A 22973-nucleotide genomic window follows, 5' to 3' on the forward strand; every position below is an offset into this window, starting at 1 on the left:
CGATCCCCCACGGACGAGGGGCGGGGAGCCGCGGTGTACCGCGGCTCCCCGCCCCTCGTCGTGCGCGGGCGCTGCCTTAGCCTGACCGGATGACGCACCGTGAACCCATGGGCCGTGGCGACCGTGTGGCCGGATCCGTGGTCGGATCCGCCGCCGGGGACGCGCTCGGCGCCCCGTTCGAATTCGGCCCCGCCGGCGTGTTCACCGCCCGCTTCCCGGACGGCGTCGGGGCGCTGTGCGGGGGCGGCGGCTGGGACCCGGGCGAGACGACGGACGACACGCAGATGGCCGTGCTGGTCGGGGATTCGCTGCTGGAGCGGTGCGGCCTGGACCTGCCGGACATGTTCGACCGGTTCCGGCGGTGGGCCGCGGGCGGGCCGAAGGACATCGGCCTCCAGACCGAGGACGTGCTGACCAATGGCGAACCGTGGGACCTGGCGGCGGCCCTGCACTTCCAACTCAACGGGCGGGCCGCGGGCAACGGTTCACTGATGCGGGCGACCACATCGGCGGTGTACTTCGCGCACGCGGGCCGCCCGGCGACGATGGAGGCGGCCCGCCGCATCGCGGCGCTGACCCACGGCGACCGGGCGGCCTGGGAGGGCACCGCGGTCTTCCACGAACTGATCCGGGTCGCGCTCGCGGGCGAGGACCCTCTCGCCGCCCTGCCCACGACGCTGGCCGAGGTGCACGCCGCCCACCGGGCCCGCTGGGCGACGGTGCTGGCGCCCGACTGGCACCCGGGCCTGGCGACCGAGTTCAACGGCGCGGTGTGGCCCTGCCTGGGCACAGCGCTCTGGGCGCTGCGCACGACGGACACCTTCGAACGGGCCCTGGCGGCCGCTGTCGACGTGGGCGGGGACACCGACACGGTGGCAGCCGTGACGGGTGGCCTGGCGGGAGCGGTGTACGGCATCGGGACGATCCCCGCCCGCTGGACCGAGCCCCTGCACGTAACCCTGCCCGGCCACGGGGACCGCCGACTGACCACGGAGGACCTTCTCGTCCTGGCCGGCCGACTGGACTCCGAAGGTCCTCGGAGCTCCCGAGGATCCCTCCAGTAATTTCGCCCGAAAAGTACGCATAAGCGAAATATAAGAGCACTATGGGGATGAGGGTGCCTGCCGCATCCATCCGCACGACGGCGGGGCCCGCACGACGAAGGAGACGAAATCTCATGAGCAACGTCTCACACGCGAGGAGCGATATATCGGGCCACCCCGATGCCTCCGAAATGCGTGCGCGGTACGACCGGGTGATGGGCGGTCGCGATGTGGCGCTGGTGGACGCGCCGGTGTTCCTCGTCGGCCTCTACTGCGCCGTTTCCCCGTGGGTGCTCCACTTCACGGCCAGCCAGCCGACCCTGGCAGCACACAATCTGGTGATGGGCATCGCCATCGCGGTACTGGCTCTCGGCTTCACCGCGATGCCGGCGCGCATGTACGGCCTGAGCTGGGCGATCTGCGCCATGGGTGCGTGGATCATCGTGTCGAGCTGGGTGGTGGGCAGCAGCCCGGACACCGGAATCGTGATCAGCAACATCATCGTCGGCGGATTGACCGTACTGCTGGGCATGGTCTGCGCGGGAGCAGCGGCCAGAACACGCAGCACCTGACCCCGGCACGCCCCGACAGCCCCGCCCCTCCTCCAGCCCCTTTGGCGCCTGAGGAGCGGGGTGTCCGGTCCTTCCCCAGCCCCTTTGGCGCTTGAGGAGCAGGGCCCAGGCCCTTCCAGCCCCTTTGGCGCTCGAGGAGCGGGGTCCGGGTCCTTCCAGCCGCTCCGGCGCTCGAGGAGCGGGGTCCGGGGCAGAGCCCCGGTTTCGGGAAGGGGTGGGTAGGGGACCAAGCCCGCCGCAGGCGCACCCGCACCACCCGCCCCACCCCCGCCAGGCACAGGCACGCCCGACACCCGTCGCGTCAGCCGACAGAGCTGTACGCCACCACTCCCCGCAACACCGCGTCCACCGCCTTGCGCGCGTTCTTCGCCACGGAACCCGCCCCCTCCCCCGCATCCCGGGGAGCCGCCGCGGCCACCTGCCCCAGCACATCGATCACCTGCTTGCACCACCGTACGAAGTCCCCCGCCGGCATCTCCGCCTCGCGCAGCACCTCGTCCAGCGTCCGGCCGGAGGCCCACATGTAGACCGCCCAGGCGAAGCCGAGATCGGGCTCGCGCTGCCCGACCCCTTCCGTCTGGTTGATCTTGAAGTCCTCCTCCAGCGCGTCCAGCCGCCCCCAGATCCGCACCATCTCGCCCATGGCGAGCTTGGCGGGGCCGGACGGCAGCTTCGGTGCGACGGCGTCATCGGCCTGCCGCGCCTCGTACACCAGCGCCGAGACACACGCGGCGAGTTCGGCGGGGTTGAGGCCCTCCCACACACCCTCGCGCAGGCACTCGCTGGCGAGCAGATCCAGCTCCCCGTACAGCCGGGCCAGCCGCCGCCCGTTCGCGGTGACCTCGTTGCCCCGGAGGTAGTCCAGCTCGGTGAGGAGCGCGACAATCCGGTCGAAGGTCCGGGCGATCGTGTTCGTCCGCCCCTCGATCCGATTCTCCAGCTGCCGTGTGTCCCGCTGCAACCGGTGGTAACGCTCGGCCCACCGCGCGTGGTCCTCCCGCTCGTCGCACCCGTGGCAGGGGTGGGCGCGCAGCTCGGTCCGCAGCCGGCTGATCTCGCGGTCGTCGGCGGCCGGCGCCCGCCCCTTGTGGTGCCGGTCGGGCACGATGTGCCCGGCCTTCGTCCGCAGCGCGGAGGCCAGATCGCGCCGGGACTGCGGCGAGCGCGGGTTGAACGACTTCGGGACGTGCATCCGGTCCAGCGCCTCCACCGGCACCGGGAAGTCCATCGAGGCCAGCCGCTTGACCTGCCGCTCGGCGGTCAGTACCAGCGGGCGCGGCCCGTCGTGCTGGTCGAACCCGCGGTGGCCGTTGGCCCGTCCGGCGGGCAGCCCGGGGTCGAGCACCAGGGCGAGCCCGGCGAACTTCCCGGTGGGCACATGGATGACATCCCCCGGCTTCAGCTTCTCCAGCGAGGAGGCCGCCGACGCCCGCCGCTGCGCCGCACCCTGTTTGGCCAGCTCCGTCTCGCGGTCCTTGAGGTCGCGCCGCAGGCGCGCGTACTCCTCGAAGTCGCCGAGGTGGCAGGTCATGCCCTCCTTGTAGCCCTCCAGACCCTCCTCGTTGCGCTGCACCTGCCGGGAGATCCCGACGACGGACCTATCCGCTTGGAACTGGGCGAACGAGGTCTCCAGCAGCTCGCGCGAGCGGTGCCGCCCGAACTGCTGCACCAGGTTGACCGCCATGTTGTACGAAGGACGGAAGCTGGAGCGCAGCGGATACGTACGCGTCCCGGCGAGGCCGGCCAGCGCCGTCGGGTCCATGCCGCGCTGCCACAGGACCACCGCGTGGCCCTCGACGTCGATGCCGCGGCGCCCGGCCCGGCCGGTGAGCTGGGTGTACTCGCCGGGAGTGATGTCGGCGTGCTGCTCGCCGTTCCACTTGACGAGCTTCTCCAGCACCACGGAACGCGCGGGCATGTTGATGCCGAGCGCCAGCGTCTCGGTGGCGAAGACGGCCTTCACCAGACCGCGGACGAACAGCTCCTCGACGACTTCCTTGAACGTCGGCAGCATGCCCGCATGGTGCGCGGCGATGCCCCGCTCCAGGCCTTCGAGCCACTCGTAGTAGCCCAGGACGTGCAGGTCCTCGCCGGGGATGGACGCGGTCCGCTCCTCGACGATCTCGCGGACCAGCCGTCGCTTGTCCTCATCGTTGAGCCGCAGGCCGGCGTACAGGCACTGCTGGACGGCGGCCTCGCAGCCGGCCCGGCTGAAGATGAAGGTGATGGCGGGCAGCAGGCCCTCGTTGTCCAGCCGGTCGATGACCTCGGGCCGGCCGGGCGTCCAGATCCGGCCGCGCTGGCGCCGCTCGCGCTCACGGTCGGCCTCGCGCACCATCTTGCCCCGGCGGCGGTCCCGGGGGTTGTAGACGTTCTGGCTCTCCTGCCGGGCAAGACGGACCAGGTCCGGGTTGACCTCACGCCGTCCGGCGCCGCGCCCCCCGTGGTCGGTCGCCTCCTCGAAGAGGTCGTACATCTTGCGGCCGGCCATCACGTGCTGCCAGAGCGGCACCGGACGGTGCTCCGAGACGATCACCTCGGTGTCGCCGCGCACGGTGTCCAGCCAGTCGCCGAACTCCTCCGCGTTGGAGACGGTCGCCGACAGGGATACCAGCGTCACCGACTCCGGGAGGTGAATGATCACTTCCTCCCACACCGCGCCCCGGAAGCGGTCGGAGAGGTAGTGCACCTCGTCCATGACCACATAGCCGAGTCCGGACAGCGACTGGGAGCCCGCGTACAGCATGTTCCGCAGGACCTCGGTGGTCATCACGACCACCGGTGCCTCGGAGTTGACACTGTTGTCGCCGGTCAGCAGGCCGACCTTGTCGGCGCCGTACCGCTTGACCAGATCGGCGAACTTCTGGTTGGAGAGCGCCTTGATCGGTGTCGTGTAGAAGCACTTGCGGCCCTGCTCCAGGGCCAGATGCACGGCGAACTCACCGACGATCGTCTTGCCCGACCCGGTGGGGGCCGCGACCAGCACCCCCTTGCCCGCCTCCAGTGCCTGGCAGGCCTCGATCTGGAACGGGTCCAGTCCGAACTCGTACATCTCGCGGAAGGGCCCGAGGGCCGTCGCCATCTCGGCCGCACGGACCTGAGAAGCCTGGTATCGCTCAGCTGGTGAGAGGTCCTCTGTCATCTTGCATACGAGCCTACCCGTCACCTCCGACACTCAGCGCGATCTTTAAATGCCCTCGGCCGTTCGCTCGCCCGACGCCCGGTCAGCGCCGGCTCAGCGCCCGGTGAGCACCCGCACGGCACCCGGTACACAGGTGGCGGTGAGCGGCAGCGCGCCCAGCGGTTCACCGTCCGCGTACGCCGTGACCCCGGCCGCCGCCAGCTCGATCGAGGAGACCCGGTGCACCGTGACGGCGGGGTGGCCCAGGTGCGTGCCCTTGTAGACCTTCGGGAAGATCTTGAGGAGCGTGGTGCGGGAGCACTGCCCCACCACGGTCACGTCGAAGAGCCCGTCGTCCATCTCCGCGTCGGCGCAGATCCGCATGCCCCCGCCGTACGTGGTTCCGTTGCCGACCGCGACGAGAGTCGCCTCGATCTCGGTGGCCTCTCCCCCGTCGAGCCGGATCCGGTACGGGACAGGCCGGAAGGCGGCCAGTTCGGCGAGGATCGCGAGGTCGTACGTGAACCGGCCGCCGACGCGCATCCGGTTGCCCCGGTCGTTGACCCGGGAGTCGAAGCCGGAGGCGAGGACCGATCCGAACCAGCGGTCGCCGACGCGCCCGAGGTCGACGTCGCGGTGGCCGCCTTCCTTGAGCGCCCGTGCGGCCAGCCGTCCGGCGGCGGCCGGGTCACGTATCGGCAGGCCCAGCGCTCGGGCGAAGTCGTTGCCGGTGCCGACGGCGACGACGCCGAGCGGGGTGGCGGTCCCGGCGACGGCCTGGAGGGCGAGGGACAGCAGTCCGTCCCCGCCCACGGCTACCAGCGCCCCGGTCCCCGCCGCGACGGCCTCGCGGACCCGGCGCAGGGCGTCGTCGGCGTCCTCGCCCAGCACCGTACGGACGGAGAATCCGGCGTCCCGCAACGCGGAAGCGGCCGGCTGCGCGGCCTGCGCGCCCCGGCCGCGTCCTGCGGTGGGATTGACGAAGAGGGTGATCTCGCTGGTCACCCGCCGGACCCTACAAGGTCAGGTGACGTCGTCGTAACCGTTGAGCCGGTGCGATCCCGGACCGTCCGCCTCAGCGGACGCCTGGCCCGGAAGTGCCGGGCGGGAGCCGGAGACGTTCTCGATGCTGCCGACGGGCTCGGGCGTCAGATCGAGATCCGAGGCCTCGTCGTCGCTGAGCTCGGCGTCGGGGTTCCTGCGGTTGCGCCGCTTGTCGTTCAGCAGGGAGAAGCCGACGGCGATGAAGTAGAGGACAGCGAGCGGGCCGGCGAGAAGCAGCATGGAGACCGGTTCGCCGCCGGGGGTCGCGATGGCCGCGAAAGCGGTGAGGCCGACGACCATCCCACGCCACCAGGTGAGCATGCGCTTTCCGGAGACGATTCCGGTCATGTTCAGCGCGATGAGCAGCAGCGGAAGCTCGAAGGCGAGCCCGAAGATGATCACCATACGAACGAGCAGGTCCAGATAGCTGTCGAGACCGATCTGGTTCTGCACATCATCGGGGCTGAAGCCGAGCATGATCTCGGCGGTCTGCGGCAGGATCACATAGGCGAGGTAGCCGCCGGCCAGGAAGAGCGGTGCGCCGACGACGGCGAAGGCGTAGGCGTAGCGCTTCTCGCCCTTGTGCAGTCCCGGGGCGACGAAGGCCCACAGCTGGTAGAGCCAGACCGGGGTCGCCAGCAGGACACCGGACATCAGCGCGACCTTGAGTGCGTTGGTGAACGGCCCGATCAGGGTGTCGGTCTTCAGCAGTGCGCAGGACTTGCCGTCGACGGTGATGACCACACCGTTCCTACAGCCGACGGACTCCTGGATGGGAGCCAGAAGGAACTCGTAGATCTCCTTCTGGTAGAACGCCGCCACGATCATCACCACGACGATCGCCAGCACGGCCTTCAGCAGCCGGTTACGCAGCTCACGCAGGTGATCGAGGAGAGGCATCCGCCCCTCGTCGTCCTTCTCCTGCTTGCGGGCAGACTTGAGCAACCCACTTCCCTCGTCTCGTGCGGCGGCTGTCGGCGGAGCGCGTCAGCTGTCAGCTCTGGGTGGTGGGCTTGGCCTCGCTGACCGGGCGGGAGCTGGTGACGTCTCCCGGGGCGGCCTGGATGGTGCGCGCGGTGGTGGACTGCGGGGGTGTCGGGTCCCCGACGGTCTCCGTCGTGGGCGTCGCGGTCGCCGCGTCGTCCTTCTTCATGGCCTTGGCCTCGCTCTTGAGGATGCGGGCCGACTTGCCGAGCGAACGCGCCATGTCGGGAAGCTTCTTGGCACCGAAGAGCAGCAGGATGACAGCGATGATCAGAACGATCTCGAGGGGCTTCAGATTGCCGATCATGTGCGACTTCCTTCTCACTGAGGCGGCTGGAGGGTGGGCTCGCTACCCGTTCGACCGGGCATACGTCCGATCGTTGCGCTTGCCAGCGATCGTAACCCGCAGGGGTGAACGCGAGGCAATGCCCGTGCGTACTCCCGCTTGCGACCCGCACCTCCCTGCCTGGGCCGACCCATGCAGCGTACCCCCCGGCGCTGTCGAGCAGCAGGCCCCCGGGCCCGTTATCGCAGGCCGTCACCGGTGGCCGCGAAGCGGGTGGCCGCCTGTTCGAGGTCTTCGGACGCCCGGTTGATCCGCTCCGTGGTGACCGTGACCTGCCGGCCGAGACGCTGGGCCTCGACGAAGACCTTGACGCCGAGCACACCGAGCACGGCGATGCCCAGGAATCCGAGGGCGATGGCGAGCATGGGCCAGAACATACGGCGGTCCCTCTTCCTACGGGCTTGCCCACGGGGCTTGTGGCGGGCGCTGTGGTCGGGTCACTACCGGGCGGAGTGCAGGCGCAGTGTCCGTACGCCGCCGCCGGTGAGCAGTTCGATGATGCGCTCCCCGGCGGGTTTACGGACCGCGGCGCCGCACTCGGGGCAGGTGAAGGTGTAGAAGGTGGTGCGGCTGGTGGCGCCGATCGCCAGGCGCAGTGCCGAGGCGGCCAGCTCGAAGCGCCCGCGGCAGTCGGGGCAGGCGGCCCGGAACCGTACGGCGGCGGGTACCGGCACGGGGACGGGACCGGTGCCGGGCAGGGTCGCCGGACGGATCCCGGTGGCGGCCGGAAACAGGGGCGTCCGGTTCATCGTTGTCTCCCCTCCTCGGGTCTCAGACCGCGTCCTCGTAGGCGGCGAGTGCCTCCCGGGCGGCCTCGCGGGCGCTGTCCGCGAGTTCCGGCGGGGTGACGATGCGGCCGTCGCCGCCGAGGCGCAGGGCCAGTCGGCGCAGGGAGGCCGGGTCCGGGGTGCGCAGGGTGATCCGCAGGCCGCCGCCGGGCAGTTCCTCGGCGGAGTCGTGCGGGTAGTACTCCGCGACCCAGCGGCCGCCGGTGCCGACCTCGATGACGACTTCCGGGTCCTCGGCGGCGGGCTGGACGAGCCCCGCGGACAGGTCGCGCAGCTCCAGCTCGGGCGGGGCGGCGGGGGCGTCGAGGAGGCGGATCTCGGCGACCCGGTCCAGCCGGAAGGTCCGGCGGGCCTCGGAGAGCCGGCACCAGCCCTCCATATAGGTGTGGCCGACGGCGAAGAGCCGGATCGGGTCGACCTCGCGCTCGGTGAGTTCGTCGCGAGCGGGCGAGTAGTAGCGCAGCCAGAGCCGGCGTCGCTCGGAGATGGCCCGGTCGACGTCGGCGAAGACGCCGCCCTCCGCCTCGAAGGTCACCGAGAGCCGGGAGCTGGCCGCGCCGGACTCGCCGGCGGCCGTCTCCACTTTGGCGGTGGCGCGGACGAGGGCGAGCCGGTCGCTCTCGCGCAGGCCGGGCAGGGTGGCGACGGCGCGGGCGGCGACGAGCAGCGCGGTGGCCTCGTCGGCGGCGAGCCGGAGCGGCTCGGCGACGTCGTCCGGGTTGTGCCACCAGATCCGGTCGCCGTCGGTGTCGATGTCGAGGAGGTCGCCGCCGCGGAAGCTGGTGCCGCACATGGGCAGGACGTCGAGGTCCGAGATCAGCTCGTCCTCGGTGATCCCGAAGGCCCGCGCCACGTCCTGGACGTGGGCGCCGGGGCGCTCGCGCAGATACGTCACCAGGGACAGCATCCGGCGGGTCTGGTCGATCGCGTTCGTGGCCATCGTTTCCCTGCCCCTAGTCCTTGGCCACGGCGCGCAGCCGGTCCACCACATCGGCCCGCAGATCGGCGGGTTCCTCCACGACGACGTCCGGGCCGAACTCGACGAGCCAGGCGTCGAGGCCGTGCCCGTACGGGATCTCCAGCTCGTCCCAGCCGTCGCCGCGTTCCCTCACGGCTATCGCGCGCGACCGCAGCGGGTAGCCGGCTCCGGCGCGCAGCCTGATCCGGGCGGTACGGGTCGCGGTCTCGCCGGCCCAGCTCTCGACGGTCTCGCGGACGGTGACGACGTCGGGCACCTCGGCGCTGAAGGCCCCGGCGCGGGAGCGGACCTTGCCGGTGATGCGGGAGAGCCGGAAGACGCGTTCGGCACCGCGCTCGCGGTCCCAGCCCGCCAGATACCAGTGGCCGCGCCAGCATTCGAGGGTCCAGGGTTCGACCTGGCGCTGCTCGGAGCGGGCGGAGTTGGCCTTGCGGTAGTCGAAGGTGACGGGGCGGCGGTCGCGGCAGGCCAGCATGAGGGGCTCGAAGGCGGCCTCGTGGACGGGGATGCGGGGTTCGAGGGCGCTGTGGACCTCGTAGGCGTCCTCGGCCTCCGGCATTCCGGCGGCCCGCAGCTTCTGGAGGGCGCCGCTGGCGGCTCCGGCGAGGCGGGCCTGTTGCCAGACCTTGGCGGCGAGGCCGAGGGCCGCGGCCTCCTCGGCGTCCAGGGTGATCGGGGGCAGCCGGTTGCTGTCGCGGCGGGCCAGGTATCCGGTGTCGCCGTCGAGGTTCTCGACGGTCTCGATGACGAGGCCGAGCTCGCGAAGATCGTCCTTGTCGCGCTCGAACATCCGGTTGAAGGATTCGTCGGAGCCCGCTTCGAGATAGGCCTCGATCGATTCGCGGAGTTCGCGCTTGCTGAGCGGGCGCCGGGTCCCCAGCAGGCACAGCGCGAGGTTCATCAACCGCTCGGCCTTGGCAATCGCCATCGACGCCCTTTCTCTTGTTGCTCTACGACCGTCGACCGTACCGCCCCGGGGTGTGGGGACCAAAAAGCGGGCCGCTGACCGGAGCGCGGTAACAGGCCCCGCCGGACAGCGGTGAGGACCCCCGCCGTGCGGCGGGGGCCCTCATTCGCACAACCGGAACGGATCAGACCGCGACGAGGTCGCAGACGAAGATCAGCGTCTCGCCGGGGGCGATCTTGCCGCCGGCGCCGCGCTCGCCGTAGGCGAGGTGCGCGGGGATGATCAGCTCGCGGCGACCGCCGACCTTCATGCCCTGCACGCCCTGGTCCCAGCCGGAGATGACCTGACCGGCGCCGAGCTTGAACTGCAGCGGGGTGCCGCGGTTCCAGGAGGCGTCGAACTCCTCGCCGGTGGAGAAGGCCACGCCCACGTAGTGGACGGAGACGGTCTGGCCGGCCTGGGCCACCGGGCCGTCGCCCTCCCAGATGTCCTTGATCGCCAGGTCGGCCGGCGGCTCGCCGCCCGGGAAGTCGACCTCGGGCTTCTCGATGCTCACTGAACTGCTCCTCTAAATGATGAACTGGGCAACCGGGACAGTCTTACACCTTGGCGAGGATGTCCACGGCGAAGACCAGGGTGGAGTTCTTCGGAATGGCCTGCTGCTGCTGGTCACCGAAGGCCTGGTCCGGCGGGATGACGAGCAGCACCCGGCTGCCGACCTTCTTGTCGACCAGGCCGTTCTTCAGACCCTTGAGGGTGACCTGGGACAGCGGGAAGGTCTGGGTCTTGCCCGTGGTGTACGTGTTGTCGAACTCCTTGGCGCCCTTCCAGATCATGCCGACGTAGTTCACGACGACACTGTCGGACTCCTTGACGACCTCGCCGTCGGACTCCAGGACGTAGTTGGAGACGAGCTTCTTCGGCGGGTCGCCCTTGGGGATGGTGACCGTCGGGGCCTTGCCGTCGGTCTTCACGCCGACCTTGGGCAGGTCGATGTTGTCCTGGGCGACCTCGGTGCCCTTGGCGGAAGCCGGGATCTGGGTGACCTTCAGGATGTCGACGACGAACGTGAGCGTGGCGTTGGGCTTGATGTCGCCCTGGCCCTGCTCGCCGTAGCCGAGCTCCGGCGGAATGACCAGCTCGACGCGGCTGCCGACCTTCTGGCCGACCAGGCCCTTGTCCCAGCCCTGGATGACCATGCCCGCGCCGAGCGTCAGGTCGAAGGGCTGCTTGCGGTCGAAGCTGTTGTCGAACGGCTTGGTGGAGTCCCACGCCTGGCCGAGGTAGTTGACCTGGATCGCGTCGCCGTTCTTGAGCTTCGCGCCGTCCCCCTCGCTGATGACTTCGGTCTTCAGCTCCTTGGGCGGGTCACCCTCACCCTTGGAGAGGGTGGGCTTCTCGCCGAACTTGGCGCCCGCGGTGATCGCGGGAACGCCGTTCTTGGACGAGGCGGAGTCGGAGGCCTTGTCGTCGCTGCCGCACGCCACTGCCGTCAGCAGCAGGAGGGGGGCGAGAAGAAGGCCGGCAATTCGGCGCACTGGTTCCTCAGATCTCAGGGGGCACGGTGAATCGGTCCCGCAACACTCTAGGCCCTCCGATTCACTCGGAGCCGGACCCCGCACAGACGGCCCCGGCCCCCAGGACCGGTGGGTCCTGAGGGCCGGGGCCGTGCTGCGGTGACGTCTGCTCACATGCCGGCGATCAGCTTCTCCACCCGCTCGTCCACGGAACGGAACGGGTCCTTGCACAACACCGTGCGCTGCGCCTGGTCGTTGAGCTTGAGGTGGACCCAGTCGACGGTGAAGTCCCGCCGCTGCTCCTGGGCCCTGCGGATGAAGTCGCCGCGCAGCCGCGCCCGGGTGGTCTGCGGGGGCACCGACTTGCCCTCGAAGATTTTCAGGTCGTCGCAGATGCGGGCGGTCTGCCCCTTGCGCTCCAGGAGGTAGAAGAGTCCTCGACGGCGGTGGATGTCGTGGTAGGCGAGGTCTATCTGGGCAACCCGCGGATTCGACATGGTCATGTTGTGCTTGGCCCGGTACCGCTCGATGAGCTTGTACTTCATGACCCAGTCGATCTCGGTGTCGATCCGGTCGAGGTCCTCGGCCTCGACCGCGTCCAGGGTGCGGCCCCACAGCTCCAGGACCTTCTCGACGGTGCCGGTGCGGATGCCCCGGCGCTCGACGAAGTCCACGGCTTTCTCGTAGTACTCCCGCTGGACCTCGATGGCCGAGGCCTCCCGGCCGCTGGCCAGGCGCACCTTGCGCTGCCCCGTGAGGTCGTGGCTGACCTCACGGATCGCCCGGATCGGGTTCTCCAGGGTCAGGTCGCGCATCACCGTGCCCGCCTCGATCATGCGGAGCACCAGGTCGGTGGCGCCGACCTTGAGCAGCATGGTCGTCTCGGACATGTTCGAGTCACCGACGATGACGTGGAGGCGGCGGTACCGCTCGGCGTCGGCGTGGGGTTCGTCGCGGGTGTTGATGATCGGCCGGGAGCGGGTGGTCGCGGAGCTGACGCCCTCCCAGATGTGCTCGGCACGCTGGCTGACGCAGTAGACCGCGCCGCGCGGGGTCTGGAGCACCTTGCCCGCACCGCAGATCAGCTGCCTGGTGACGAGGAACGGAATGAGGATGTCCGCGAGCCGGGAGAATTCTCCGTGGCGGGCGACGAGGTAGTTCTCGTGGCAGCCGTAGGAGTTTCCCGCCGAGTCGGTGTTGTTCTTGAAGAGATAGACGTCGCCCGCGATTCCCTCCTCGTGCAGGCGGCGTTCGGCGTCGACGAGCAGGCCTTCGAGAATGCGCTCGCCCGCCTTGTCGTGCGTGACCAGTTCGGTCACGTCGTCGCATTCGGGGGTTGCATATTCCGGATGCGATCCCACGTCGAGGTAGAGGCGGGCGCCGTTCCGCAGAAAGACATTGCTGCTGCGGCCCCATGACACAACACGGCGGAAGAGGTAGCGCGCCACTTCGTCAGGTGACAGTCGGCGCTGTCCCCTGAACGTGCACGTGACGCCGTACTCGTTCTCCAGCCCGAAAATGCGGCGGTCCATGACTGAACATTACGCCTTATGGCCTGAGCTGAAACCGGGTTCGACGGCTCCGTTCCGATCATTTTCCGATCCCGTCACGACGGCGGGCGTACGGGAGGGAGCCGCGAGGACGCTTCCGGTGGCGAGCAGGACCACCAGGGCGGCCACTCCCCCGGCCCCCGCGACGGCGAAGCTCCAGGCGGTCGAGCCGAGTTCGACCGCCGGTCCCGCGACGGCCGTGCCGACTGCCGCGCCTACGCCGAACGTGGTGACGAGCCAGGAGAACGCCTCGGTCACCGTGCCGCGCGGGGCGTGCCGGTCGACCACGATGAAGGAGCAGGCGATGGCCGGTGCGAGGAACACTCCGGCGAGGGCGGCGAGGGCGGCCATGACGGGCAGCGAGGGGGTGAGTGTCAACGGCAGATAGCCCAGTGCCAGCAGCCCGACGATGACGCGCAGCCGCTTCTCGGGCGCACCGGCCCACTGCCGCGCCCCGTAGGCCAGTCCGCCGATCAGCGCGCCGAGCCCGAGTGCGGCCATCAGCCAGCCGTACACCGATTCCCGGCCGTGGTCGTCGGCGTAGGCCACCGCGGCCACCGTGATGGAGCCGAGGGCGAGCCCGACGAAGAAGAACGCGCCGAACAGCGCGAGGAGTCCGGGCGAGCGCAGGGCGCCGAGCCAGTGCGCCTCACGAGGCGCGGAGCGCCAGGTGCGCGAGGGCTCGGACAGGACGACCGACAACGCGCCGAGGACGCCGATCGCGTTGATGACGAGCAGGGCGGCGGCCGGCGACCAGAGTGAGACGAGCAGCGTCACCAGGAGCGGGCCGATGGTGAACATGATCTCCTGCGCCACGGCGTCCAGGGCGTAGGCCCGATGCACCTGGCCCTCCCCCTTGAGGACGCTGGGCCACAGGGCCCGCAGGCCGCCCTCCAGCGGCGGTGTGGCGACTCCGGCGACGACGACGGCGAGGTAGGCCGACGGGAGCGAGGAGAGGCCGGTGAAGGCCAGCAGGGACATGCCGAGCGCGGAGACCACGGCCGCCGGGAGCTGGACGCGCGGCTGCCCGTAGAGGTCGACCGCCCGGCCGAGCAGCGGCTGCCCGACGGCGGTGGCCAGTCCGTAGGCGGCCGCCAGTGCGCCGGCCAGGGTGTAGCTGCCGCCCTCGGCCCGGGTGAACAGCACGATCGCGATGTGCGCGGTGCCGTTGGGCAGCCGCCCCACCAGGGTGCCCGTCAGCAGCCGGGCGGCATGCCGCGCCCGGAGGATGTCCAGATATCCCGCGGCCATTTCCGCCCCTCTCTGCCCCGGCCGACCGTGCCGCCCCCGAGGTGTTACGTATAACGTCGAGGTTCATACGTACCATGTGCGCAGTTCGCGGGTCCACCTCGCGGCGTTACGGAAAATCCCGCACGGAGGCACGAGTGACCAGCGCGCAGCAGCCCGGCCCCGCCCGGCCCACCAGCCGCGACGTGGCCCGTGCGGCGGGCGTCTCCCAGGCGACGGTCTCCCTGGTGCTCGGTGAGAAGTGGCCGGGCAGGGTGTCGGAGGCTACGGCCCAGCGGGTCCGGGACGCCGCGGCGGAGATCGGCTACCGGCCCAATCTGGCGGCGCGCAGTCTGCGGCTCGGCCGCACCAGGACCGCGCTGCTGGTGGTGCCCGCGCTCACCAACGAGTTCTTCGCGCGGGTGTACGCCGGGGCGGCGGCGCTCGCCGCCGAACACGACTTCGGCGTGGTGCTCTACCCCTCGCCGGACGGCACGGGCCCGGCCCGGGACCCCTTCGCCTCGGCCCGCGCCGCGCTCGACGGGGTCATCGCATCTTCGATGGCCGCCGACGCGCTGGGCGCGCTGCACGGGGCGGATCTGCCGCTGGTGATGCTGGACAGCGATCCCTCGGACACCGGTCCCGCCGCCCATGTGAATCTCGACATCGCCGACGGGATGCGGCAGGTGACGGACCATCTGCTGGGGCTCGGCCACCGCCGCTTCCTGCATCTGGCGTCCGCTGTGGACACCTGGACGTTCGCGGTGCGCGCCGAGGCGCTGCACGACGCTCTGGGAGCGGCGGGGGACACGACCGTGCGCACCGTACGGGCGCCGCTGGACGCACGGGCGGGGCGCAAGGCGGTTGAACAGGCCCTGTCGGCCACCGGGTACCGGCCCACCGCGATCGTCTGCGACGACGACATTCTGGCCGCCGGCGCCTGCAAGGCGGCCCGCAGGCTCGGGCTGCGGGTGCCGGACGAACTGTCGGTCACCGGATTCGACGACCTGGCGCTGGCCACCGCGCTGGAGCCGGAGCTGACCACGGTACGGCTGCCGGCGGAGCAGGTCGGGGAGCGAGGCATGGAGGCGCTGCTCGCCGTGCTGGACAGCCGCCGCGTCGAGCGGGGCGGTCTGCCGGTCCGGCTGGTCGTACGCGGTTCCACGGCGCCGCCGCCCGCCGACCGGGCATGAGGGTGCCCCCGGGCCTCGGCCCGGGGGCACCGCGGCCCTCGGGGCGCCGCTCGCCTACTTGTCCGTCTCCTCCGTGGAGTCGGGGGTGCTGTCGGTGCTGTCCGTGCTGTCGGTGTCCTCGGTGTCGGACGGGGCGTCGGTCGGCGTGCTGCCGGCGGCTTCCGTGTCCAGCAGCCGGGCCAGCTGACGGCCCACGATCCGCTTGAACTTGCGCTGCTGGGGACGGGTGCGGTCCAGGACCGCGACCTCCAGGCGCTCGGCGGGGATCTCCCGCTCACCGCCGCCCGGCTCCCGCGAGAGCGCCTGGACGGCCAGCTTGAGCGCCTCGGCCAGCGTCATGCCGTCGCGGTGGCGCTGGTCGAGGAAGCTGCTGATCTGTTCGGAGTTGCCGCCGACCGCGACGGAGCCGTGCTCGTCCACGATCGAACCGTCGTGCGGCAGCCGGTAGATCTGATCCCCTTCGGGCGCGCTGCCGACCTCGGCGACCACCAACTCCACCTCGTACGGCTTCTCGGCCGCGCTGGAGAAGATGGTGCCGAGCGTCTGGGCGTAGACATTGGCCAGCCCACGAGCCGTCACGTCGTCCCGGTCGTAGGTGTATCCGCGCAGATCGGCGTAGCGCACGCCGCCGATGCGGAGGTTCTCGTACTCGTTGTACTTGCCGGCGGCCGCGAAACCGATCCGGTCATAGATCTCGCTGAACTTGTGCAGGGCACGGGACGGGTTCTCGCCGACGAACACAATGCCGTCGGCATACTGCAGCACAACAAGGCTGCGACCACGGGCGATGCCCTTGCGGGCGTATTCCGCCCGGTCGGCCATGGCCTGCTGGGGTGAGACATAGAACGGCGTCGACACCGGCTATCCGTCCCTTTCTGTCAGTGACGAGTGCGTCTGGGGGTCCGGATCAGAGCAGCGCGGCGCGCGGGCCGTCGGGCTGCTCGAGTCGGCGTTCCAGGATGGAGCGCGCGATCTCGGAGGACTCCTGGTCGGTCAGCCTCCGGAAGCCTTCGTCGGTGATGACGGTGACGATCGGGAAGATACGGCGGGCCATGTCCGGGCCGCCGGTCGCCGAGTCGTCGTCCGCTGCGTCGTACAGCGCCTGCACGACCAGGGTGAGGGCCTGCTCCTCCGCCAGGTCCTCGTGGTAGAGCTTCTTCATCGAGTTGCGGGCGAAGATCGACCCGGAGCCGGTGGCCGCGTAGCCGCTCTCCTCGGTGCGGCCGCCGGTGACGTCGTAGGAGAAGATGCGGCCCTCCTCGCGGTCGACGTCGTAACCGGCGAAGAGGGGCACCACGGCGAGGCCCTGCATGGCCATGGCGAGGTTGGAGCGGATCATGGTGGAGAGGCGGTTGGCCTTGCCCTCCAGGGAGAGCTGGGCACCCTCGACCTTCTCGAAGTGCTCCAGCTCCAGCTGGAACAGCTTGACCATCTCCACAGCCAGTCCGGCGGTGCCTGCGATGCCCACCGCGGAGTACTCGTCGGCCGGGAAGACTTTCTGCATGTCGCGCGACGCGATCATGTTGCCCATGGTGGCGCGCCGGTCGCCGGCCAGGACCACGCCACCGGGGAAGGACGCCGAGACGATGGTCGTCCCGTGCGGCGCCTCGATGGCCCCCTGGAGCGGCGGCAGGCTCCGGTTGCCCGGGAGCATCCCGGGCGACTGGTCGGACAGGAAGTCCATGAACGAGGACGACCCCGGCGTCAGGAAGGCAGCTGGTAGACGCCCGGTGCTACGAGTGTTGGCTTCCACGCGTTTCCCTCCACATATGCGGCTGCACGCCTTATGGCATCCGGCCGATCCTTGAACTGCCCCAGGGCCGCGAACTGCCCCAGGGCCGCGTTGCAGCTGAAGCACAGTACGCCACGGACCCTACCCGTCTCATGACAGTGATCCACATGCTCAGCCGGAGCGACTGGACAGATACAACACACGCCCTGCTGAGCCGCGTCCAGCTCGGCAGGACCGAGGCCGCACTTGCGCCGGAAGCAGCTGATCCGATTCCGCTTCGCCCCCGCATGCGCGGCAGTAGCTCGACCAGCCGTCGGAGGACGACTTGTCACGCTCCCGCTGATCGTGCGGCTTCACCTCGCCGCACTGCGGTCAGCGCTCCTACTCCCGTGGCACCGGCACCTTGCCGCGGACCGACTTGCCCTTGGCCTCCCGACGCTGCCGGCGGTACTCGGCAGAGCACTTCCGGCAATACGCCCGGAGGCCATCACGCATGGCCCTGTGACCAGCGAAAGACCGCCGCGGCAGAGCCTTCCGGCAGCGGGAGCGTCGCCCCTCCGCGGGAAGTCGAACATTCAGCCCTTATTCCCCGCCCTTCTGGACAAATGACCTCACGAAATCCTCGGCGTTCTCTTCGAGGACATCGTCGATCTCGTCCAGAACCGAGTCGACGTCGTCGCTCAGCTTCTCCTGGCGCTCGGCGAGGTCCTCGGACGCCTGCGCGTCCTGCGCCTGCTCCTCGGCCTCCTCGGTGGAACGCGTCGCCTTCTGCTGTCCGCCGCCGGTGTCCTTGGTCGCCATGTAGCTCACCCCGCTCGGTTCGAAGCAATCGAAGCTCTTGATCAGACCCTACCCACGGGGTCCGACATTTGACCCCGTAGTTGATGCAACGCCCGCGCCTCAGGTGATTGATTCCCAGCCCGGAGGCCTTTCAGCCGCCCGACAGCACACGGACCAGCTCTTCCGCCGTCCGGCAGCGGTCCAGCAGGTCCTTGACGTGTTCCTTCGTACCGCGCAGCGGTTCCAGGGTGGGCACCCGTTGCAGGGAGTCGCGGTCCGGCAGGTCGAAGATCACCGAGTCCCACGAGGCCGCCGCCACGTCGTCGGCGTACTGCTCCAGGCAGCGCCCCCGGAAGTAGGCCCTGGTGTCCTCAGGGGGCTTCGTGCGGGCCCTGGTGACCTCGACCTCGTCCAGGAGGCGCTTCATCTTCCCGCGGGCCGCCAGGCGGTTGTAGAGGCCCTTGTCGGGCCGAACGTCCGCGTACTGGAGATCCACCAGATGCAGCCGGGGCGCGTCCCAGTCCAGCGCGTCGCGGCGGCGGTAGCCCTCCATGAGCTCCCGCTTGGCGATCCAGTCCAGCTCGCCCGCCAGGCTCATCGGATCGGTCTCCAGCCGGTTGAGGGTGTCCTCCCAGCGGGTCAGGATGTCCTTGGTCTGTTCGTCGGCGTCCGCGCCGTACCGCTCGTCGACGTACTTGCGGGCCAGCTCGAAGTACTCCATCTGGAGCTGGACCGCGGTGAGCGTCCGGCCGCTGCGGAGCGTGATCAGCTGCCGGAGGTCCGGGTCGTGGGAGACCTGGTGCAGGGTGCGCACGGGCTGGTCGACCGCGAGGTCGACGTTGATGAAGGCGTCCTCGATCATGGACAGCACCAGGGACGTGGTGCCGAGCTTGAGATAGGTGGAGATCTCCGAGAGGTTGGCGTCGCCGATGATCACATGGAGTCGGCGGTACTTCTCGGCGTCGGAGTGCGGCTCGTCCCGGGTGTTGATGATGGGGCGCTTGAGTGTGGTCTCCAGGCCGACCTCGACCTCGAAGTAGTCGGCGCGCTGACTGATCTGGAAGCCGTGTTCGTTGCCGTCCTGGCCGATGCCGACCCGGCCCGCGCCCGTGACGACCTGGCGCGAGACGAAGAACGGCGTCAGATGGCGCACGATGTCCGAGAACGGCGTCTGCCGCTGCATGAGGTAGTTCTCGTGCGTGCCGTAGGAGGCGCCCTTGTTGTCGGTGTTGTTCTTGTAGAGGTGGATCGGCTGTGCGCCGGGGATGGCGGCCGCCCGCTCCGCGGCCTCCGCCATGACCCGTTCGCCGGCCTTGTCCCAGAGCACCGCGTCGCGCGGATTGGTGATCTCCGGGGAGCTGTATTCGGGGTGCGCGTGGTCGACGTACAGCCGGGCGCCGTTGGTGAGGATGACATTGGCCAGGCCGATGTCCTCGTCGGTCAGCTGACTGGAGTCGGCGGTCTCCCGGGCGAGGTCGAAGCCTCGCGCGTCACGCAGCGGATTCTCCTCCTCGAAGTCCCAGCGGGCGCGACGCGCCCGGTGCATCGCCGCCGCGTAGGCGTTGACGATCTGGGACGAGGTGAGCATGGCATTGGCGTTGGGGTGGCCGGGGACGGAGATCCCGTACTCCGTCTCGATGCCCATTACTCGCCGTACGGTCATGCGGCCCTCCTTGCCCGGCGCCGGCCCCCTCCGGGAACGACGCTCAAGTACCGCTGCTTCAGTCCGGTGCGTATGCGGTGCCCGTCACCGCACTGCGCGACTCGGCGGTACCGCAGAGCCTAGAGCGCCTCTGCGCCGGTGGGGAGATCAATTACGACATTGTTCCGGCACGGCCGGAACGGGGGAATAAGACCGGCCGCGGACGCCCTTGGGGGCTTCCGCAGCCGGTCCGCGTATTACAGGTACTGTCCGGTATTGGCCACCGTGTCGATGGAACGCCCGGTGTCCGCACCCTGCTTTCCGGTGACGAGTGTGCGGATGAAGACGATCCGCTCACCCTTCTTGCCGGAAATCCTGGCCCAGTCGTCCGGGTTGGTCGTGTTCGGCAGGTCCTCGTTCTCCTTGAACTCGTCCACGCAGGCCTGCAGGAGATGAGCGACCCGCAGCCCCTTCTGGCCCTGCTCCAGGAATGCCTTGATGGCCATTTTCTTTGCCCGGTCGACGATGTTCTGAATCATCGCGCCCGAGTTGAAGTCCTTGAAGTACAGGACTTCCTTGTCTCCGTTGGCGTACGTGACCTCGAGGAAGCGGTTCTCCTCGGACTCCGTGTACATCCGCTCCACGACGGACTGGATCATGGCGTTGGCGGCGGCCGGCCGGGAGCCGGCGTGCTCGGCCAGATCGTCCGCGTGCAGCGGAAGCCCTGGGGTCAGGTACTTCGCGAAGATGTCCTTCGCCGCCTCGGCGTCCGGACGCTCGATCTTGATCTTCACATCGAGACGGCCCGGTCGCAGGATGGCGGGGTCGATCATGTCCTCGCGGTTGGAGGCGCCGATGACGATGACGTTCTCCAGACCCTCCACCCCGTCGATCTCTGCAAGCAGCTGCGGAACGATGGTGTTCTCCACGTCCGAGCTGACGCCACTGCCGCGGGTGCGGAAGAGGGACTCCATCTCGTCGAAGAAGACGATGACGGGGGTGCCCTCGCTCGCCTTCTCCCTCGCACGCTGGAAGACCAGGCGGATGTGACGCTCGGTCTCGCCGACGTACTTGTTGAGGAGCTCGGGGCCCTTGATATTGAGGAAGTAGCTCTTTCCCGTGGGCTGCCCGGTGACCTCGGCGACCTTCTTGGCGAGCGAATTGGCGACGGCCTTGGCGATGAGGGTCTTGCCGCAGCCGGGCGGACCGTAGAGCAGGATGCCCTTCGGCGGGCGAAGCTCGTGTTCCTTGAAGAGGTCGGGGTGCAGGTACGGAAGCTCGACCGCGTCGCGGATCAGCTCGATCTGGTCGCCCAGGCCGCCGATCTTGTCGTAGTCGATGTCCGGGACCTCTTCGAGGACGAGCTCCTCGACCTCGCTCTTGGGGACCACCTCGTAGACGTAACCCGACCTGGAGTCCAGGAGCAGGGCGTCGCCCGAGCGGATGGTGATGTCCAGCAGCGGCTCGGCGAGCCGCACCACCCTCTCCTCGTCGGTGTGCCCGACCACCAGGGCTCGCTCGCCGTCCTCAAGGATCTCCTTGAGGGTGACGATGTCCCCGGCGCGCTCGAACTGCATGGCCTCGACCACGTTGAGCGCTTCGTTGAGCATGACCTCCTGGCCACGCCGGAGGTCCTGGAGCTCGACACTGGGGCTGACGTTCACCCTGAGCTTGCGGCCCCCGGTGAAGATGTCGCAGGTGCCGTCCTCGTTGGCCTGCAGGAAGACTCCGAAACCGGCCGGCGGCTGCGCGAGCCGGTCGACCTCCTCCTTCAGTGCCACGATCTGGTCACGCGCCTCACGGAGCGTGTTGGCGAGCCGCTCGTTCTGTGCGGACACGCCTGCAAGGTTCGTCTGCAACTCGACGATCCGCTCTTCGAGAATCCTCGTATGACGCGGAGAGTCGGCGAGCTTACGTCGCAGGACGGCGATTTCCTGCTCGAGATAGGCAACCTGGCCGGCTGGGTCCTCTGACCCTCGCGCGGGCCGGATGCCGCGGTTGATGTCGTCGTCGTGGGCTGCCACGGTCCTCACCTCCTCCATGGGGAGCTGGACGCTTCCTGACCCTACCTGGGTGGGTGATGATTGAAACCCCTAGATCACAAAGACTGCGGGGCGTGTCCGATCTTCACCCTTGCGCTCTCCCTCACGTCAAGGGAATACCCACCCTTCGGCACCGGAAAGCCGCCGGTTGTATCGTCGAACTGTTCAACACCCGTCAGGGCTGGCTCCAATTGGTTCAGATACGCAGGAACGGCAGGACACATGACCGTGCAGCAGGACTCGCCGGGCGACAGTGACACGCAGGACCTGGAGGTCTGGATCGACCAGGACCTCTGTACGGGCGACGGCATCTGTGTGCAGTACGCCCCCGACGTCTTCGAGCTGGACATCGACGGCCTGGCCTATGTGAAGAGCGGCGACGACGAGCTGCTCCAGAACCCGGGAGCGACCACTCCGGTGCCGCTGCCGCTGCTCCAGGACGTCGTCGATTCGGCCAAGGAGTGCCCCGGCGACTGCATCCACGTGCGACGCGTCAAGGACAGCGTCGAGGTGTACGGACCCGACGCCGACTAGCCGATACGCCGGGCTCGCGCCCCGACGTCGGCCGGAGCCCCGCGGAGCGCGCTCAGACGCTGCGCGCGAGCTCCCCGGAGGTGCGGACGAACGCCTTCCCCTTCCATCGCCAGGAGGCCTGTTCCTCCTGGTCGGGACAGCAGCGGGGCACGTCGAGCGAGGAGTAGCCGAGCAGGGTCGCCGAGACGAGGCCATCGCGTACGGCGAAGTCCCCGACCGTCTTCCTGTCAGCGGGGTCCACCAGGGTCGCCACGACCCGGGGTGCGGCCCCGCTGCTCCGTGTCAGGACGTAGATGCCGCCGGGCGGGGTCCCCGAACCGGCGGCGCAGTGCACCACGGCGACGGTTTCCGGCCGTCCGTCGCCGTCGAGGTCCCCGGAGGCCTTCTTGGCGACGGTCGTCCCGGCGCCGCCGCACTCCAGCGGGAACTCCACGCCGGCCGGGTCAGGGGCGGGGGCGGGGGCGCCGTGCCGCGTCGTGGCCCGCTGCTCGGGGTCCGTGGCGGTCGCGGTGGCCGTACGGGGCTGGAGCAGCCCGGCCAGCGCGACGACTCCCGCCATCGCCGCGGCCGTGGCGAGCCAGTGCACCGGCTTCGCGGCGGTGTGGGCGAGGTCCGGGAGCGCGGGGGTCTGCACGCGGTATGTCTCCTGATGGTTCCTGGAAGCCCGGTGAGGGGGTGGGGAACACCCCCGAGGGGTTGTCGGCATCGTGCCACACCTCACACCGGGGCGGAACGGCGGGGCAACGAAAAGGCGTGGGCGGCGGGGGGGGGGGCGGGGGGGGGGGGGGGGGGGGGGGGGGGCGGGGGGGGGGGGGGGGGGGGGCGGGCGCGGGGGGGGGGGGGGGGGGGGGGGGGGGGGGGGGGGGGGGGGGGGGCGCCCCCCGCCCCCCCGCCCCCCCCCCCCCCCCGGGGGGGGGGCGGGGGGGCGCGGGGGGGGGCCGCGAGGTTGGGTGGCGCCCCGCACAGCGCCGC

General features: G+C 69.9%; 23 protein-coding genes. 4 read left to right on the top strand and 19 right to left on the bottom strand.

From position 1 onward, the window contains the following. The first annotated feature begins 89 nt into the window (after window positions 1-89). Window positions 90-1064: an ADP-ribosylglycohydrolase family protein gene (locus tag ACZ60Q_RS34835; protein ID WP_469641573.1), complete on the top strand. Its 975-nt coding sequence runs from the start codon at window positions 90-92 to the stop codon at window positions 1062-1064. Between the two features lie 113 nt (window positions 1065-1177). After that, on the top strand, window positions 1178-1615 hold the full coding sequence (locus ACZ60Q_RS34840; RefSeq protein WP_469641574.1) for an SPW repeat protein: 438 nt from the start codon (window positions 1178-1180) through the stop codon (window positions 1613-1615). Window positions 1616-1916: 301 nt separating this feature from the next. Here ACZ60Q_RS34840 and ACZ60Q_RS34845 read toward each other — a convergent pair whose 3' ends face one another. The 12 genes from ACZ60Q_RS34845 to ACZ60Q_RS34900 form a co-directional block, all read right to left on the bottom strand. Then, a complete protein-coding gene (locus tag ACZ60Q_RS34845) occupies window positions 1917-4757 on the bottom strand; it encodes a DEAD/DEAH box helicase (protein WP_469641575.1) in 2841 nt (946 codons plus the stop codon). 93 nt (window positions 4758-4850) lie between these two features. Beyond that, complete coding sequence (locus tag ACZ60Q_RS34850) at window positions 4851-5741, bottom strand: diacylglycerol kinase (RefSeq protein ID WP_469641576.1); 891 nt, start codon at window positions 5739-5741, stop codon at window positions 4851-4853. Between the two features lie 18 nt (window positions 5742-5759). Further along, on the bottom strand, window positions 5760-6725 hold the full coding sequence (gene tatC / locus ACZ60Q_RS34855; RefSeq protein ID WP_469641577.1) for a twin-arginine translocase subunit TatC: 966 nt from the start codon (window positions 6723-6725) through the stop codon (window positions 5760-5762). Window positions 6726-6774: 49 nt separating this feature from the next. Next, window positions 6775-7071, bottom strand: coding sequence for a Sec-independent protein translocase subunit TatA (tatA, locus tag ACZ60Q_RS34860; protein ID WP_469641578.1), 297 nt, complete (start codon window positions 7069-7071; stop codon window positions 6775-6777). Between the two features lie 218 nt (window positions 7072-7289). Further along, on the bottom strand, window positions 7290-7487 hold the full coding sequence (locus ACZ60Q_RS34865) for a hypothetical protein (protein ID WP_469641579.1): 198 nt from the start codon (window positions 7485-7487) through the stop codon (window positions 7290-7292). 63 nt (window positions 7488-7550) lie between these two features. Next, a complete protein-coding gene (locus ACZ60Q_RS34870; protein ID WP_469641580.1) occupies window positions 7551-7859 on the bottom strand; it encodes a hypothetical protein in 309 nt (102 codons plus the stop codon). Between the two features lie 22 nt (window positions 7860-7881). Further along, on the bottom strand, window positions 7882-8838 hold the full coding sequence (locus ACZ60Q_RS34875; RefSeq protein ID WP_469641581.1) for a helix-turn-helix transcriptional regulator: 957 nt from the start codon (window positions 8836-8838) through the stop codon (window positions 7882-7884). A 13-nt stretch (window positions 8839-8851) separates the two neighbouring features. After that, window positions 8852-9805, bottom strand: coding sequence for a helix-turn-helix transcriptional regulator (locus ACZ60Q_RS34880; protein ID WP_469641582.1), 954 nt, complete (start codon window positions 9803-9805; stop codon window positions 8852-8854). A gap of 163 nt (window positions 9806-9968) precedes the next feature. Beyond that, window positions 9969-10340, bottom strand: a complete 372-nt coding sequence (locus tag ACZ60Q_RS34885) for an FKBP-type peptidyl-prolyl cis-trans isomerase (protein ID WP_469641583.1) — start codon at window positions 10338-10340, stop codon at window positions 9969-9971. Window positions 10341-10383: 43 nt separating this feature from the next. Beyond that, window positions 10384-11322 (bottom strand): FKBP-type peptidyl-prolyl cis-trans isomerase, encoded by a 939-nt coding sequence (locus ACZ60Q_RS34890; RefSeq protein ID WP_469641584.1) that lies wholly within the window; start codon window positions 11320-11322, stop codon window positions 10384-10386. Between the two features lie 149 nt (window positions 11323-11471). Further along, window positions 11472-12833: a Pup--protein ligase gene (gene pafA / locus ACZ60Q_RS34895; RefSeq protein WP_469641585.1), complete on the bottom strand. Its 1362-nt coding sequence runs from the start codon at window positions 12831-12833 to the stop codon at window positions 11472-11474. Window positions 12834-12842: 9 nt separating this feature from the next. Next, entirely contained in the window at window positions 12843-14102 is a 1260-nt protein-coding gene (locus ACZ60Q_RS34900; protein ID WP_469641586.1) for an MFS transporter, read from the bottom strand. Window positions 14103-14236: 134 nt separating this feature from the next. Between ACZ60Q_RS34900 and ACZ60Q_RS34905 the strand changes: the two genes are divergently transcribed. After that, complete coding sequence (locus ACZ60Q_RS34905; RefSeq protein WP_469641587.1) at window positions 14237-15271, top strand: LacI family DNA-binding transcriptional regulator; 1035 nt, start codon at window positions 14237-14239, stop codon at window positions 15269-15271. Window positions 15272-15325: 54 nt separating this feature from the next. Here the strand turns inward: ACZ60Q_RS34905 and prcA are convergent, their stop codons facing one another. The 6 genes from prcA to arc form a co-directional block, all read right to left on the bottom strand. Beyond that, window positions 15326-16129 carry a proteasome subunit alpha gene (gene prcA, locus ACZ60Q_RS34910; protein WP_469641588.1) on the bottom strand — a complete coding sequence of 268 codons (804 nt, stop codon included), beginning with the start codon at window positions 16127-16129 and terminating at the stop codon, window positions 15326-15328. Window positions 16130-16178: 49 nt separating this feature from the next. Next, window positions 16179-17024, bottom strand: a complete 846-nt coding sequence (gene prcB / locus ACZ60Q_RS34915; protein ID WP_469641589.1) for a proteasome subunit beta — start codon at window positions 17022-17024, stop codon at window positions 16179-16181. Next, window positions 16976-17335 (bottom strand): endonuclease VII domain-containing protein, encoded by a 360-nt coding sequence (locus ACZ60Q_RS34920; RefSeq protein WP_469641590.1) that lies wholly within the window; start codon window positions 17333-17335, stop codon window positions 16976-16978. The genes prcB and ACZ60Q_RS34920 overlap by 49 nt, the downstream gene beginning before the upstream one ends. A 250-nt stretch (window positions 17336-17585) precedes the next feature. Continuing rightward, window positions 17586-17804: a ubiquitin-like protein Pup gene (locus ACZ60Q_RS34925; RefSeq protein WP_030583636.1), complete on the bottom strand. Its 219-nt coding sequence runs from the start codon at window positions 17802-17804 to the stop codon at window positions 17586-17588. 130 nt (window positions 17805-17934) lie between these two features. Further along, entirely contained in the window at window positions 17935-19446 is a 1512-nt protein-coding gene (gene dop / locus ACZ60Q_RS34930; RefSeq protein WP_469641591.1) for a depupylase/deamidase Dop, read from the bottom strand. 236 nt (window positions 19447-19682) lie between these two features. Further along, a complete protein-coding gene (arc, locus tag ACZ60Q_RS34935) occupies window positions 19683-21449 on the bottom strand; it encodes a proteasome ATPase (RefSeq protein ID WP_469641592.1) in 1767 nt (588 codons plus the stop codon). Between the two features lie 240 nt (window positions 21450-21689). On the opposite strand from arc, the gene ACZ60Q_RS34940 reads away from it, so the two are divergent. Continuing rightward, window positions 21690-22001: a ferredoxin gene (locus ACZ60Q_RS34940; RefSeq protein ID WP_073745426.1), complete on the top strand. Its 312-nt coding sequence runs from the start codon at window positions 21690-21692 to the stop codon at window positions 21999-22001. 52 nt (window positions 22002-22053) lie between these two features. On the opposite strand, the gene ACZ60Q_RS34945 is transcribed toward ACZ60Q_RS34940, so the two are convergent. Further along, a complete protein-coding gene (locus tag ACZ60Q_RS34945; RefSeq protein ID WP_469641593.1) occupies window positions 22054-22635 on the bottom strand; it encodes a hypothetical protein in 582 nt (193 codons plus the stop codon). Window positions 22636-22973: the final 338 nt, after the last annotated feature.

The sequence above is a fragment of the Streptomyces sp. NPDC104313 genome, from assembly GCF_055583985.1.